The 12,907-nt window shown below is 57.7% G+C and carries 15 protein-coding genes; 5 read left to right on the top strand and 10 right to left on the bottom strand.

Going from position 1 to position 12,907, the window contains the following annotated elements:
- Positions 1–271 precede the first annotated feature (271 nt).
- The gene (gene uraH / locus ACP7A4_RS19005; protein WP_048366303.1) at positions 272–625 is read left to right on the top strand and encodes a hydroxyisourate hydrolase; all 354 of its coding nucleotides are present in this window, start codon (positions 272–274) and stop codon (positions 623–625) included.
- Between the two features lie 207 nt (positions 626–832).
- Here the strand turns inward: uraH and ACP7A4_RS19010 are convergent, their stop codons facing one another.
- The 3 genes from ACP7A4_RS19010 to ACP7A4_RS19020 form a co-directional block, all read right to left on the bottom strand.
- Positions 833–1,459: a LysE family translocator gene (locus ACP7A4_RS19010; protein ID WP_048402431.1), complete on the bottom strand. Its 627-nt coding sequence runs from the start codon at positions 1,457–1,459 to the stop codon at positions 833–835.
- 60 nt (positions 1,460–1,519) lie between these two features.
- Positions 1,520–2,869: an NCS2 family permease gene (locus tag ACP7A4_RS19015; RefSeq protein ID WP_203302457.1), complete on the bottom strand. Its 1,350-nt coding sequence runs from the start codon at positions 2,867–2,869 to the stop codon at positions 1,520–1,522.
- Between the two features lie 187 nt (positions 2,870–3,056).
- Positions 3,057–3,494, bottom strand: coding sequence for a MarR family winged helix-turn-helix transcriptional regulator (locus tag ACP7A4_RS19020; protein WP_059762988.1), 438 nt, complete (start codon positions 3,492–3,494; stop codon positions 3,057–3,059).
- Between the two features lie 82 nt (positions 3,495–3,576).
- Here ACP7A4_RS19020 and ACP7A4_RS19025 point away from each other — a divergent pair, with 82 nt between their 5' ends.
- A complete protein-coding gene (locus ACP7A4_RS19025; RefSeq protein WP_048366307.1) occupies positions 3,577–4,743 on the top strand; it encodes a PLP-dependent aminotransferase family protein in 1,167 nt (388 codons plus the stop codon).
- A gap of 11 nt (positions 4,744–4,754) precedes the next feature.
- Positions 4,755–5,357 (top strand): glutathione S-transferase family protein, encoded by a 603-nt coding sequence (locus ACP7A4_RS19030; RefSeq protein ID WP_203302459.1) that lies wholly within the window; start codon positions 4,755–4,757, stop codon positions 5,355–5,357.
- Positions 5,358–5,443: 86 nt separating this feature from the next.
- Here ACP7A4_RS19030 and ACP7A4_RS19035 read toward each other — a convergent pair whose 3' ends face one another.
- Positions 5,444–5,815, bottom strand: coding sequence for a glutathione S-transferase N-terminal domain-containing protein (locus ACP7A4_RS19035; RefSeq protein WP_426247942.1), 372 nt, complete (start codon positions 5,813–5,815; stop codon positions 5,444–5,446).
- Between the two features lie 97 nt (positions 5,816–5,912).
- Complete coding sequence (folE, locus tag ACP7A4_RS19040; protein WP_048366310.1) at positions 5,913–6,458, bottom strand: GTP cyclohydrolase I FolE; 546 nt, start codon at positions 6,456–6,458, stop codon at positions 5,913–5,915.
- Between the two features lie 277 nt (positions 6,459–6,735).
- On the opposite strand from folE, the gene ACP7A4_RS19045 reads away from it, so the two are divergent.
- Complete coding sequence (locus ACP7A4_RS19045) at positions 6,736–7,902, top strand: lysozyme inhibitor LprI family protein (protein ID WP_426247943.1); 1,167 nt, start codon at positions 6,736–6,738, stop codon at positions 7,900–7,902.
- A gap of 22 nt (positions 7,903–7,924) precedes the next feature.
- On the opposite strand, the gene ACP7A4_RS19050 is transcribed toward ACP7A4_RS19045, so the two are convergent.
- The 3 genes from ACP7A4_RS19050 to ACP7A4_RS19060 form a co-directional block, all read right to left on the bottom strand.
- Entirely contained in the window at positions 7,925–8,482 is a 558-nt protein-coding gene (locus tag ACP7A4_RS19050; RefSeq protein ID WP_426247944.1) for a Smr/MutS family protein, read from the bottom strand.
- A gap of 63 nt (positions 8,483–8,545) precedes the next feature.
- Positions 8,546–8,866 carry a hypothetical protein gene (locus ACP7A4_RS19055; protein WP_059762983.1) on the bottom strand — a complete coding sequence of 107 codons (321 nt, stop codon included), beginning with the start codon at positions 8,864–8,866 and terminating at the stop codon, positions 8,546–8,548.
- Between the two features lie 148 nt (positions 8,867–9,014).
- Positions 9,015–9,605, bottom strand: a complete 591-nt coding sequence (locus ACP7A4_RS19060) for a cysteine hydrolase family protein (RefSeq protein ID WP_048366164.1) — start codon at positions 9,603–9,605, stop codon at positions 9,015–9,017.
- A gap of 261 nt (positions 9,606–9,866) precedes the next feature.
- Between ACP7A4_RS19060 and prmB the strand changes: the two genes are divergently transcribed.
- Positions 9,867–10,775: a 50S ribosomal protein L3 N(5)-glutamine methyltransferase gene (gene prmB, locus ACP7A4_RS19065; RefSeq protein WP_426247945.1), complete on the top strand. Its 909-nt coding sequence runs from the start codon at positions 9,867–9,869 to the stop codon at positions 10,773–10,775.
- 172 nt (positions 10,776–10,947) lie between these two features.
- Here the strand turns inward: prmB and ACP7A4_RS19070 are convergent, their stop codons facing one another.
- Positions 10,948–11,739, bottom strand: coding sequence for a hypothetical protein (locus ACP7A4_RS19070; RefSeq protein ID WP_203302462.1), 792 nt, complete (start codon positions 11,737–11,739; stop codon positions 10,948–10,950).
- 97 nt (positions 11,740–11,836) lie between these two features.
- Positions 11,837–12,802: an alpha/beta hydrolase gene (locus tag ACP7A4_RS19075; protein WP_426247946.1), complete on the bottom strand. Its 966-nt coding sequence runs from the start codon at positions 12,800–12,802 to the stop codon at positions 11,837–11,839.
- Between the last annotated feature and the right edge of the window lie 105 nt (positions 12,803–12,907).

A 12,907-nucleotide genomic window follows, 5' to 3' on the forward strand; every position in this document is an offset into this window, starting at 1 on the left:
ACAAGCAAGAAACCTGCCTGATCGGTCAGGTCGTGAATATAAAGTCGTCGAGAGCTGCGTCGTTGACAGGGATTAGCTGTGAGGCCGCGTGATTCGGGGCCTGGGTTAAGTTGTGATTTTAATTGTGTACAATTTTTTTGATAAATGTCTTAATCGTGACTTCGCCGCTGCTCAATCGTGCATCGATAGAGTGCGCTGGCTCCTTTTTATTCACTGACACCGGGAGGCGCGAGGCCTGAGTGAACACTCATTCGCCAGGCACGCAAAATCAATGGGACGTTTAACCACGCACGTTTTGGATGCCGCACACGGTTGCCCAGGCAGCTCGATCAAAGTCGAGTTGTATCGGGTTGAGGGTTCACAGCTGGAACTGGTCGCCACCGCGCTGACCAACAGCGACGGCCGTTGCGACGCGCCATTGCTGGAAGGTGACGACTACCGCTCCGGGGTGTATCAGGTGCAGTTCAGCGCTGGGGATTACTACCGCGCCCGCGGTGTACAACTGCCAGAGCCAGCCTTTTTGGATGTCGTGGTGCTGCGGTTCGGTATCAATGCCGAACAAGCGCATTACCACGTCCCCCTGTTGATTTCGCCGTACAGCTACTCCACGTATCGCGGCAGCTAGTTTTCACCCTGCGCATGTGGTTTTTGCCCGCTCACACTGCGGGCTTTTTTTCGCCTGTCGAAAAGCAACCCGGTCATCGCAGCGTCGCTGCGCTCCTGCGCGACTAGCTTTACAGGCTGGAGTCGCGCAGGGGCGGGGCTGTGATCCGGCGGCGTGGCCGTCGTCAAACATTCAACAGTGCGCGCCACACAAACGCGCTGATCGGGCCTAACGGCTCAACAACGACGCTGTACCCGCCACACCGAACAAGCCGGCACTGACCCGGTTAAACCAGCTTTGGCCCTTGCCGCTGCGCAAGTAACCCGCAGCGCCGTGGGCGCCCAGCCCGTAAGCCAACTTGCAGCACAAGTCGAGTACCGTCCAGGTGGCGATCATCACCAGTAACTGGCTGAGGAAGGGTTGGTCGGGGTTGAGGAACTGCGGCAAGAATGCTGCAAAAAACAGAATGTCTTTCGGGTTGCTGGCGCCCAAAACAAAGGCGCGCCCAAACAGCGCGCTGAAGCGCGGTTTTGGGGCAGCTTCAGGTACCTGGGCCGCTTGGGCTGGCAGCCGCGATTGCTTCCAGCTCTGCCAGGCGAGGTAGAACAGGTACAGCGCGCCGACAATTTTGAGTGCGCTGAACAATTGCTCCGAGGCCAGCAGCAAGGCGCCCAGCCCCAGCGCCGAGGCACTGAGTAAACAGATCGAGGCAATTACTCCGCCCAGAAACGCCGGGTACGAACGGCGCAGGCCGTAGTTCAAACTGTTGCTGATCATCAATAACGACAGCGGCCCTGGAATCAGGATTACCACCAATGCCGCGCTGCTGAACAGCAACCAGGTTTCCAGACTCATCACTTCCTCCATTGCAACAAATGCCCCGCGCAATGGCGGGGCCGGTTGGTATTGCCGCGTTTACAGGTAAATAAACTTGGCAATGAAAATCGCGCAGAGCACCCACAAACTGACGGAGATTTCCCGGTATTTACCCGTGCCCGCCTTCAGCGCCACAAAGCTGATAAAGCCCAGGGCGATGCCGTCTGCCACTGAAAAAGTCAACGGCATCATGATCATGGTCACAATCGCCGGGATGCAATCGGTGGGTTCTTCCCAGTTGATGTGCTGCATGCCGCCCATCATCAGCATGGCCACGTAAATCAACGCCCCTGCCGTTGCATACGCCGGAATCATGCCGGCCAGCGGCGCGAAAAACATGGCCGCAACGAACAGCACGCCGACCGTCACAGCCGTCAGCCCGGTGCGCCCGCCTGCGGCCACCCCGGCGGCACTTTCGACGTAGCTGGTGACCGGTGGCACGCCGACCACGGCGCCAAAAACGCTGGAAGCGCTGTCGGCTTTAAGTGCCCGCGACAGGTTTTCGATTTTGCCGTCGGCCTTGACCAGCCCTGCGCGTTGCGCCACGCCCATCAAGGTGCCCGCGGTATCAAACATGTGCACAAACAGGAAGGCCAGGACCACGCTGATCATGCTGATGTTGAATACGCCTTTGAGGTCCATCGCCATCCAGGTTGGCGCCAGGCTGGGCGGGGCGGAGAGGATGCCGTTGTAGTGCACCAGGTCCAGGCCCCAGCCCGCCAAAGTAACGGCAATGATGCTGATCAAAATGGCGCCGAACACCCGGTGGTAACTGAGGATCGCAATCATCAAAAAACACACGGCGGCCAGCAAAGGGGCCGGATCGCGCAACGACCCGAGTTTGATCAGGGTGGCGGAGCTGTCGACGATGATGCCCGAGGTTTTGAGGCCGATGATGCCCAGGAACAGACCGACCCCCGCGCCCATCGCATAGCGCAGGCTCACGGGGATGCTGTTAAGCAGCCATTCGCGTATGCGCGACAGGGTCAGGATCAAAAACAACACGCCCGAGACAAACACCGCGCCCAGCGCGGTCTCCCAGCTGTAGCCCATGGTGCCGACCACGGTGTAGGTGAAAAACGCATTCAAGCCCATGCCGGGAGCAAGGCCCACAGGCCAGTTTGCATACAAACCCATCAGCAAGCTGCCCAGGGCGGCCGCAATGCAGGTGGCAACAAAGGCTGCGCCGTGATTGATGCCCGCGTCGGCCATGATGTTGGGGTTGACGAAGATGATGTACGCCATGGTGATGAACGTGGTCAGCCCGGCGATCAACTCAGTTTTGACGGTGGTGCCATGCAGCGACAGTTTGAACAGACGTTCCAGCCAGCCGCGTTGAACGGGCGGTGAAAGGTCCAGGGCAGGGGCTTGCGGTTTAGGGCTGTCCACAGTGATTTCCTCAGGCTTTTATTGTTTTTGAGCGCGCTGGTTGAGGCAAATAAGGCAAAAAACGGCTTTTTCTGACTGCAAGGTCAAGAAAGAGCGTGAGCTGAATTATGCTTTTGTATACAAATAAAGCAAATAATGTTTTCAGAAATGTACGAAGGGTGTTGTCAGGGGGAGGGTGATGAGCGCGTCAGGTACGGTTTTGCCCCAAGGCATGATTGATTGCCAACCAGCCGTTCACCGCGTCTTCGCCTTCTTGGGCGAAGACGCGTTGCAAGAGCTTGACCTGTTCGCGACGCAAATTGCGCTCAAAACGCACGCCCTCGGGGGTCAACTCCAGCAGGCGCTTGCGCTTGTCGGTCTCTGGCGCGACGCTGCGCACCAGGTTCATCTCGATCAACTGGCGCAATGGCGTATTGAGTGCCTGCTTGCTGACCCCCAACAATGTCAGCAGTTCTTTGACGCTGACACCGGGGTAATGCGCGATAAAAAACACGATGCGCTGATGCACCCGGCTCAGCCCACGACGCGCCAGCATTTCATCCGCTTTGGCGGTAAATGCTTGATAGCCAAAGAAGAAGGCTTGCATGGCAGCACGCTGAGTGGTCGGATTTTTAAGGTCAAGCATATTGACGTATCTAGGCTGCGCGGCGTAATTTCGGTCAATCAGTTTGACTTATTTCCAATTACTTCCGCTACCGGTGATCTGTATGGCCTTCTCCGAACGTGTTTCCCGCCTGAAAAGCTCTTTGATTCGTGAAATTCTGGCTGCGGCCCAACGTCCGGAAGTCATGTCCTTTGCAGGCGGTCTACCGGCCGAAGCGATGCTGCCCAAAGTCGACTGGACCGACATGCCCGCCTCGATGGGCCAATACGGCATGAGCGAAGGCGAACCGGCGCTGCGTGAAGTGTTGGCCCAAGAGGCCCGCGCCCTGGGCGTTGACTGCGACGCGAGCCAAGTGATGGTACTCAGCGGTTCGCAGCAAGCCCTCGACCTGGCCGCCAAGCTGTACATCGACAAGGGTACCGAGATCATGCTCGAAGCCCCGACTTACCTGGCGGCGCTGCAAATTTTCCAATTGTTCGGCGCGCAGTGCCTGAGCTTTCCGTTGCAAGCCGATGGCCCGGACCTGGCCGCACTGCGCAGCGAGCTTGAACAACATTCGCCCGCCTTCATCTACCTGATCCCGACGTTCCAGAACCCGTCGGCCGTGCGTTACAGCGAAGCCAAGCGCGATGCCGTTGCAGCCTTGCTGGACGAGTTCGGTGTGACGCTGATCGAAGACGAGCCGTACCGCGAGCTGAACTTCGACGGTGGCAGCGCCACGCCGATTGTCAGCCGTTTGAAAAAAGCCAGCTGGATCTACACCGGCACCGTTTCCAAAACCTTGCTGCCAGGTCTGCGCGTCGGTTTCTTGATTGCCAGCCCCGACCTGTACCCGCATTTGCTGCGCCTCAAGCAATCCGCCGACCTGCACACCAACCGTGTGGGCCAATGGCAAGCCTTGCAGTGGATCGGCACGCAAAAAATGAGCAATCACCTGGCCGAGTTGCGTGACTTCTACCGCATTCGCCGTGATGGTTTTCAAGCCGCGCTGCAAGAGCACTTCGCGGATCTGGCCGATTGGCAGGTGCCACAGGGCGGATTGTTTTTCTGGCTGACCCTCAAGCAACCGTTTGACACCCGTACCTTGCTCAAGCCGGCGCTGGAGCAGAATGTGGCATTCATGCCGGGCGAGCCGTTCTTTGCCGAGCCGGACCAGAACGTTGGCAGCCTGCGCCTGAACTTCAGCCACATCGACCCTGCGCGTTTGCACGAGGGCCTTAAGCGCCTGGCTAATGTTATTCGTCAGGCACAAGCCGCCCAGGCGGCGTAAAAGGAGTCGCGATGCTCAAGGTTTATGGCGATTACAACTCGGGCAATTGCTACAAAATCAAGCTGATGCTGCATTTGCTGGGGCTTGAATACCAATGGCATGCGGTGGACATTCTCAAGGGCGAAACCGAAACCCCGCAATTTCTGGCGAAAAACCCCAACGGCAAAGTGCCGGTACTGGAGCTTGAAGACGGCACGTGCTTGTGGGAATCAAACGCGATTCTCAACTACCTGGCGGACGGCAGCGAGTTCCTGCCGACCGAACCGCGCTTGCGCACCCAGGTGCTGCAATGGCAGTTTTTCGAGCAATACAGCCATGAGCCTTACATCGCGGTGGCGCGGTTTATCCAGTTTTATCTGGGTTTGCCGCAAGCGCGACTTGAGGAGTACCGCGCACTGCAAAAGCGCGGCTACAAGGCGCTGGATGTCATGGAGCAACAGTTGGCCCGCACACCCTATTTGGTGGGCGAGCACTACTCGATTGCCGATGTGACGCTGTATGCCTACACCCATGTCGCCCATCAGGGCGGCTTTGAGCTTGGGGCTTACCCGAGTATTCAGGCCTGGTTACAGCGGGTGGCCAGTCACCCGCACCACGTGACGATGCTGGGGTAAACCCGCGCAATAAAAAAACCGGCCATGTGCCGGTTTTTTTACATCCGCCAACTCTGGAGTGGCGGGCGAGGCCTGAGTTTTGCGGGTTACACGTTGGCGAAACGGTTGTTCAGGTACTCAATGATTACCTTGGACTCGTACATCCAGGTTGTCTTGCCATCTTCTTCAATGCGCAAGCACGGCACTTTGATCTTGCCGCCTTGCTCCAGCAGGGTCTGGCGATCCTGCTCATTGTTTTTCGCATCCCGCAGCGCCACCGGCACGTTCAAGCGGCGCAGGTTACGGCGGGTTTTGACGCAGAACGGGCAGGCATGGAACTGATACAGGGTCAGGTTTTTGGCCGCTTGGTCCACCTGCGCCTGAGCAGCGTCAGGGCGTTGTTTTTTACTGGGGCGGGTCATGAAGTCGCCAGCGATGATCAACTGACCCAGGCCTACGCGAAGCGCTTTGATAAACACAGTAAAAGCCTCATGGGGCAAGAAATAAGGCCCGCAGCTTACCTGAATTCGGCGGACGAAAAAAAACCGGCGATGAACGCCGGTTTTTGTACACGTATTACTTGATCAAGCTCAGGAACTCGCTGCGTGTGGCAGCGTTGTCGCGGAACTCGCCGAGCATCACCGAGGTGATCATCGACGAATTCTGCTTCTCGACACCGCGCATCATCATGCACATGTGCTTGGCTTCGATCACGACCGCAACGCCCAGGGCGCCCGTGACTTGCATCACGGCATCGGCAATTTGACGGCTGAGGTTTTCCTGGATTTGCAGGCGGCGGGCATACATATCGACGATACGTGCCACTTTCGACAGGCCCAACACTTTGCCGCTCGGAATGTACGCCACGTGCGCCTTGCCGATAAACGGCAGCAGGTGGTGCTCGCACAGCGAATACAACTCGATGTCCTTGACCAGCACCATTTCGCTGTTGTCCGAGCTGAACAAGGCACCGTTGGTGACTTCTTCCAGGGTTTGCTCATAGCCACGGCACAGGTACTGCATGGCTTTGGCTGCGCGCTTTGGCGTGTCGAGCAGGCCTTCACGGGAGACGTCTTCGCCCAGTTGACCGAGGATGGCGGTGTAGTTTTGTTCCAATGTCACAGGGCTGTTTTCCATGTGGGTTTCAAAGGGGTATCGAGTGGACTGTACCTGGGTGGCGCCCATCGGCAAGTGTGTGCCGCGAAGGGTGATCAGGTACTTGGGGTGCACTTCATTTGGCGCACATAGTAGCGTAGGTCGAGCGATGGGTGTACGCGCAGTGCGTATTCGCAACTGAGCATCTGGTTTGCCCACTGCGAAATCGATAGCATGCGCGCCTAATGGCTAAATGATGCCAATTCGGGCAGGCCCTCTTTTTGATCAAGGATGCACAGCGGACATGGACGCATTACTGCACAGGTCGTCACGGGTGTTGGCGGGACTGTTTTTCAGCGTGGGCATGACGCACAGCAACGCCGCCAGTTTTGACTGCACCAAGGCCAGCACCCAGGTCGAATATGCCATTTGTGGCAATCCGACGTTGTCGGCACTGGATGAGCAGTTGTCGCGCACTTATCGTCAGGCGCTTGCGCAGGACCCTCAGGTCAGAAGTCGGCAACTGGCGTGGCTCAGAGGCCCGCGTGAACAGTGTTCGGCAAACGTGGTGTGTTTGACCGCAGCCTATCAGCAACAACTGGATGCTTTGAACGGGGTGAGTTCAAGCGTGCCCGCGGCCGCTCCAGTTGCGGCTCCAGTTGCGGCTCCAGTCGCGGCCCCGGTCATTGCGCCGACAGCTCCAGCGATGGCGGCCGATAACCCGATCCCGATTCTGTTTGATCCCAAGTATTTTTATAACGTGCAGGGGCTATTGAGCGAGTCAGCCTGGCGTGATCCTCAGGCCAAGTTGTTTGGCAAGCCGGTGTTGCAGTGGGATGACGCCGACTTTGAGTATTTGAAGTATCGGCTTGAGCAGCAAAAAATGGCCGAACTGCAAGAAGCGCGTAACTGGTACGCGCAGCGTAATTTGCAAAATGATCCCACTCAGGACTCGACCTACCGTTTGCGTACTGAGGCCATGCAAAAGGTCATTGACGGCATCCCGCGCTTCAAATACTGGATTGCACAGGCCAATGGCGAGCAACGCGCCAGGCACCAGGCTCAGCAACTACAAGCCCAGGCCGAGCAGCAAGCCACGCTTGCGCGCGAGCAGGCGCAGGCCGTCGCTTTACAAGAGCAGCGCCAGCAAACGCAACTCCGTCAAGAAAGTCAGGCACGCGGGCAGTGGTTGCTTTGGACAGGGCTGTTATTGGCGGCCATTTTGGGTGGTTTTGTATGGCACCGTTTCATCCGTCATCGTTGCCCATCGTGCAAATCGCTGAATTTTGACTGCACGGGGCACAAGGAGATGGATCGCTTCAAGGGACGTATCAAAGTGCACGAAAAAAATTCACGCGGCACCAATACGCGCTTTATGAGCACGACCTTTGTGATCAATCGCTATGACTATGAATGTGCTGAGTGTGATCACGCCTGGTCTGAAAAGAGAAAAGAAGAGCTGGGCGCCTGAGTCTGCGCCCTTGTCGCGACGTTTACTCGTCGCGACCCTCCATCATGGTGCGTTTGAGCATTACGTACACCGCACCTGCGCCGCCGTGTTTGGACTGGCATGAGCAGAATCCCAACACCTGTGAGTGCTGGCGCAGCCAGGTGTTGACGTGGCTTTTGATCATCGGCCGTTTGCCATCCAGGCGCACCGCCTTGCCGTGGGTCACGCGGACGCAGCGCACTTCGAGCCGGGTGGCTTCGCTCAAAAACTCCCACAAGGTTTCGCGGGCCTTTTCGACGGTCATGCCGTGCAGGTCAAGGCTGCCTTCAAAGCTGATCTGCCCCAGTTTGAGCTTGCGCATCTGGCTTTCTTGCACGCCATCGCGCGACCAGCTCAGTTGATCTTCGGGTCCCACATCAATCACAAACTGGTCTGACAAGCCGTCAATGATCGTCTCATTGCTACGCACAATCGCGTTTTGCCGCAGTTTGGCCAATTGTGCCCGGTCAGCTTTGGGTTTGCCGGTATCAGCCCGATCATGTTTGATCGGCTTCACGCCGCGGATTTCGTTTTTGAACAGGGAAAAATCGTCGTCTTGCATGTCAGCCTCCGCGAAGGGGCGCCAGTTTACCCAAGTCGGCGACCCGCGTGCGGCGGATGTGCCTTAATCGTGCTTTTTCATTAAATGTGCAGACATGTTCAGCCCCAGCGGCTGGCGCATGTAACGGCGACGGCGGCGCCACATCCAGATCCCCAGCCAAGTGATTAGCAGGCCAATGCCCAGCACCACTGAAGCCCCGGCCGGGTTGGCGTTGAGTTCACTCAAGGCCGCAGGGCGGCCCAACACACTCGCCACACCGGCCAGTGCCATCAGCAAGCCACAGAGCGTGATCAGCGCCGCTAGCGTCAAGATAAAGCGTGAGCGCCAATGGCTGGGGCCTTTGGGACGTAACCGACGAGCATCAAAACCATCGGAGATCTTCATTCCGATCTTTCCTTAAAGAGTATCGGGCCTTCGACAGGAAGACTCGCATCTTGTTCCGGAGTGGAATCGGAAATAGGTGTTTGATATGTAGGAAATGGGTATTACAGATAGGCGGTTAGTAGGCGCCGCCTATCAGCAGGGCGTTAGATCAAATCAGGTTTTGAGTGAGCGCGAGGGTTGCGAAGTTGTCATTCATGATGGCCATCTCGGTGCGTTGCACCTCGGCAGCCGGGATGATGCCGTCTCGGGTAGGCAGGTCGCGGGTGGCGCAGGCGTCCTCGACCAGGGTGCAGCGAAGCCCGTAATCCTTGGCGGCACGCACTGTGGTGCTGACGCTGGAGTGGCTCATGAAACCGCAGACAATTACGTCGAGCGAGCCCAGTCGCTCAAGGGTTTTTTGCAGGCCTGTATCGTTAAACGCGTTAGGCATGCGTTTTTCGATGATCACCTCATCACCTTGGGGTTCCAGGCCCTTGATGAATTCGCCGCGTTCGCCTTGGGGGTCGAACATGCCGCCCACCGTGCCCAGGTGACGGATGTGCACCACCGGGCGGTTGGCCTTGCGGGCGGCCTCCAGCAGAAGGGCGATGTTGGCGGTGGCAGCGTCCATGCCCGACAGGGCCAGAGGGCCGCTCAGGTACTCGTTTTGCGCATCGATGATCAACAGGCTGGCGTTGCTCAGAGTGGCGGCGGCATAACCGCGTCCAGTCAGTTGAAACATCGTTTTTAAAGCTGACATTCGGGGCTCCTTTGAGTGGGGCTTTTGCGACATTCTCCACTGGCCGGGCGTTTATGTGAATGCCCATTCTTGTAAACGCCGTGGTTGTTGGGCTGTAGCCAAGTCAAGCATTGAATTGGCGGTTCAAAAATGTATAAAACAGAACGATTTTGCTCAGTTTGGCGTGTGAGGGGAGGCGTTTGGTGTGACCGCCGGGCACAACTTTGGCCGGGTCGGGTTTTGGCTGTTAGAATCGTCGGTCGATTTTGAGGAGTAAGACCGTTGATCACTTCCCGTCTGCGCACTCTGCGCGACCATATTCGTTGGGCCGTCAGCCACTTTCATGGGGAAGAGCTGTTCTTCGGTCATGGCACCGACAATGCGTGGGACGAGGCCCGCCAATTGGTGCTGGGCGCGTTGAACCTGCCGTGGGAAATTGCTGACAGCTATCTGGATTGCCGTCTTGAAGATGATGAGCTGGTAAACCTTCAGTATTTGCTCAAGCGTCGTATTGAAGAGCGTGTGCCAACCGCCTATTTGCTGGGTGAGGCGTGGTTCTGCGGCATGTCGTTCATCGTTGACGAGCGCGTGCTGATCCCACGCTCGCCGATTGGCGAACTCATCGAAAAACGCTTTGAGCCTTGGTTGGCGGCTGAGCCTGCACGCATTCTTGACTTGTGCACCGGCTCGGGTTGCATCGGTATTGCCTGCGCCTATGAGTTTCAGAACGCTGAGGTGGTGCTGGCGGATCTTTCGTACGAAGCGCTTGAGGTGGCCAATCAAAACATCGAGCGTCATGGCGTGGATGAGCGTGTGTACACGGTGCAGGGCGACGGTTTCGACGCGTTGCCGGGCCAGCGTTTTGATTTGATCGTGTCCAATCCGCCGTATGTGGATGCCGAAGATTTTGCTGACATGCCAGCTGAGTATCAGCACGAGCCAGAGCTGGGCCTGGCCTGTGGCGATGATGGGCTGAATCTGGTGCGTCGCATGCTGGCCGAGGCGGGTGAGCATTTGACCGAGAAGGGCTTGTTGATTGTCGAAGTGGGCAACAGCCAGGTGCATGTTGAGGCGCTGTACCCGGAAGTCGATTTTGCGTGGCTAGATTTTGAGCGCGGCGGTCATGGCGTGTTCATGCTCACCGCTGAGCAGTGCCGCAATCATCAAGCGTTGTTTGCGTCACGGGTGTAAGGGCAAGGCGCTGTAGCCGTTGACGAGTAGCGCGAGGCTGCGATCGACGGCAAAGCGGTCGTAAAGGCAATCACCCAGTGTGTCTTCACACTGGCGTGAACGGCTTTACGCCCGCTCGCAGCCTTGTGCTACCCGGTAGCGACTCCGCATGACTGCGCAATTTCAGTGGGCATTACCGGTGCGTGGCGATCCAGATCAGCAGCCCCGCCTGAAACACCGCAAAGGCCACCAGGCAGGTGATGGTGAAACGCAGACCGGTGTCTTCGCGCTGGTATTTAGTGACCTTTTCTTCTTTCTCGCGCAGTTTGACTTCCTGCTCCTGCAAGGTCTGTTCGGCCTGTTGCAGCATTTGCGCGGCCTCCAGAATCTCCACAAATTGGACTTTTTCGGTGTTCCAGTTGTTCAGCAGCTCACCCACCTGCACGTCTTCGAGGCTGGCTTTGAGATGCTGAGCGTCGGCGTAGACCACATCAAAGCCATGCATACGCAAGAAATGGTCGCGACGCAGGCGGGTGTCTTCGTTCAAGGCATCCTTGCTGGCCAGTGCCATGGCGTCGACACGGTATGTCGACCATTTTTTCTGCGCCCATAAAATGGCCTGGGCCATCAGGAAGCGACCGATGCCGCGATTCCACGGCTCCACCTGCAAGCCGCTCTCAGGGCTGATACTCACGCGCCGGGTTTCGTGGTCGACCCAAATGTCGAGCTGGTTTTGCTCTTTGCGCACCCGCTGGCCGGGCAACAAGATGTTCATGCGCAACAGGCTGCGCTCTTTGTTGTTGCGCTCGGCATAACCGAACTGCACAAAACGCAGCGGCCGACCGCCGGTGTTGCGGTCGGTTTGCAAAGGCGCGAGCCGTAGCATTTTGAAATGCTCGGGTTGCACGTCAGCCCAAGGCAGCGGCGGCGCTTCGGGGGTCGCCGGCTCTTGAGCGTCGGCGGATTTTGATGGGGTGTCGCTCATAACGGCGGAATCCTGTGCAAGCCCGGTATGTCGGCAAAACAAAGGCTGCCGACATAGCCTTATCGGCCGTTATGCGCAGGACTGGAGGGCTAACGGCTCAGCGGGTGCTCACTTTAGTGATGAAACGCACAATGGCGTCCCCCAGTTCGCTGGATAAGCGCTGGTTCGGGTCGTTGTAAGACTGGATTTGGCGCTTCATGTCCATCGGTACGATGCGCATCACATGGTTCATGCCATCGATCAAGGTCAAATCGGCATCCGGCTTGGCGGCTTTGAGTGAGCGTGCATCGTTGACGTCCACCTGAATGTCGTGGGTGCCCTGAATGATCAGTGCGGGCATTGTCAGTGCAGCGAAGGCCTTGGCCGGGTTGTGGCGCAACAGGCTGATCAGGTACGGCTGCACGCTGGGCCTGAAGATCACTTGCAGGGCTTGCGGCACGTTGTCGTCCGTGCGTGCGTCTTCCAATGTGTGGATCAGTTCAAAACTGCGTTGTAGCAGGGAAGGGGGCAGGTGGTTACGCTGCAATTGTTCGCGCAGTACTTGGCCGACGGGCCGCGCTGTACCGGCAATGGAAATAACCCCGGTTGCGTCCATGCGCGGTGCGGCCAGGCTGGCAATGAGCGCGCCTTCGCTGTGCCCCAGCACATACACATCACCAAAACGTGGGTCAGCCTTGAGCTGTTGGCCCCAGGCCACGGCATCGGTCACGTATTGGTCGAGTGTGAGCGTGCGTTCGTCCGGCGCCGCTGGCAGGCTTTGGGCGATGCCGCGTTTGTCGAAGCGCACGCTGGCAATGTTGCTTTGCGCGAGCCGCCAGGCCAGTTTCTTCAAACCGTCGTTGCGCCCCGCTTGCGTGTTATTGCCGTCGCGATCCGTAGGCCCGGAGCCTGCAATGATCAGCACCACCGGCACGGGCTTGTCGCTTTTGGGCAATACCAGTGAGCCATAAAGCGTGCCACTTTCGGTGTTCAGTTCGATAGGGCGCAGTAGCACATTGGGTGCTGCGGCGTGGGCCACGGCACTGAAAAAGGTTATTGCCACGAGCAGAATCCTGAGCATCATTTCGCCATCTTTGACTGAGTGCCGGTTGGACAAACCCGGATGAATAAGGTTCGAGGATGAACTACTTGGACAGCCTGCGTATACTGGCGCGCTTAGTTATCCAGG

Source organism: Pseudomonas sp. TWR3-1-1, from assembly GCF_049896545.1.
GTDB classification, from domain to species: domain Bacteria; phylum Pseudomonadota; class Gammaproteobacteria; order Pseudomonadales; family Pseudomonadaceae; genus Aquipseudomonas; species Aquipseudomonas weihenstephanensis.

Excerpts from the sequence above, each read along its gene's own strand:
- uraH (WP_048366303.1), top strand. The coding sequence starts at position 272 with ATGGGACGTTTAACCACGCACGTTTTGGATGCCGCACACGGTTGCCCA.
- ACP7A4_RS19010 (WP_048402431.1), bottom strand. The coding sequence starts at position 1,459 with ATGAGTCTGGAAACCTGGTTGCTGTTCAGCAGCGCGGCATTGGTGGTA.
- ACP7A4_RS19020 (WP_059762988.1), bottom strand. The coding sequence starts at position 3,494 with ATGCTTGACCTTAAAAATCCGACCACTCAGCGTGCTGCCATGCAAGCC.
- ACP7A4_RS19025 (WP_048366307.1), top strand. The coding sequence starts at position 3,577 with ATGGCCTTCTCCGAACGTGTTTCCCGCCTGAAAAGCTCTTTGATTCGT.
- ACP7A4_RS19030 (WP_203302459.1), top strand. The coding sequence starts at position 4,755 with ATGCTCAAGGTTTATGGCGATTACAACTCGGGCAATTGCTACAAAATC.
- ACP7A4_RS19045 (WP_426247943.1), top strand. The coding sequence starts at position 6,736 with ATGGACGCATTACTGCACAGGTCGTCACGGGTGTTGGCGGGACTGTTT.
- ACP7A4_RS19050 (WP_426247944.1), bottom strand. The coding sequence starts at position 8,482 with ATGCAAGACGACGATTTTTCCCTGTTCAAAAACGAAATCCGCGGCGTG.
- ACP7A4_RS19055 (WP_059762983.1), bottom strand. The coding sequence starts at position 8,866 with ATGAAGATCTCCGATGGTTTTGATGCTCGTCGGTTACGTCCCAAAGGC.
- ACP7A4_RS19060 (WP_048366164.1), bottom strand. The coding sequence starts at position 9,605 with ATGTCAGCTTTAAAAACGATGTTTCAACTGACTGGACGCGGTTATGCC.
- ACP7A4_RS19070 (WP_203302462.1), bottom strand. The coding sequence starts at position 11,739 with ATGAGCGACACCCCATCAAAATCCGCCGACGCTCAAGAGCCGGCGACC.
- ACP7A4_RS19075 (WP_426247946.1), bottom strand. The coding sequence starts at position 12,802 with ATGATGCTCAGGATTCTGCTCGTGGCAATAACCTTTTTCAGTGCCGTG.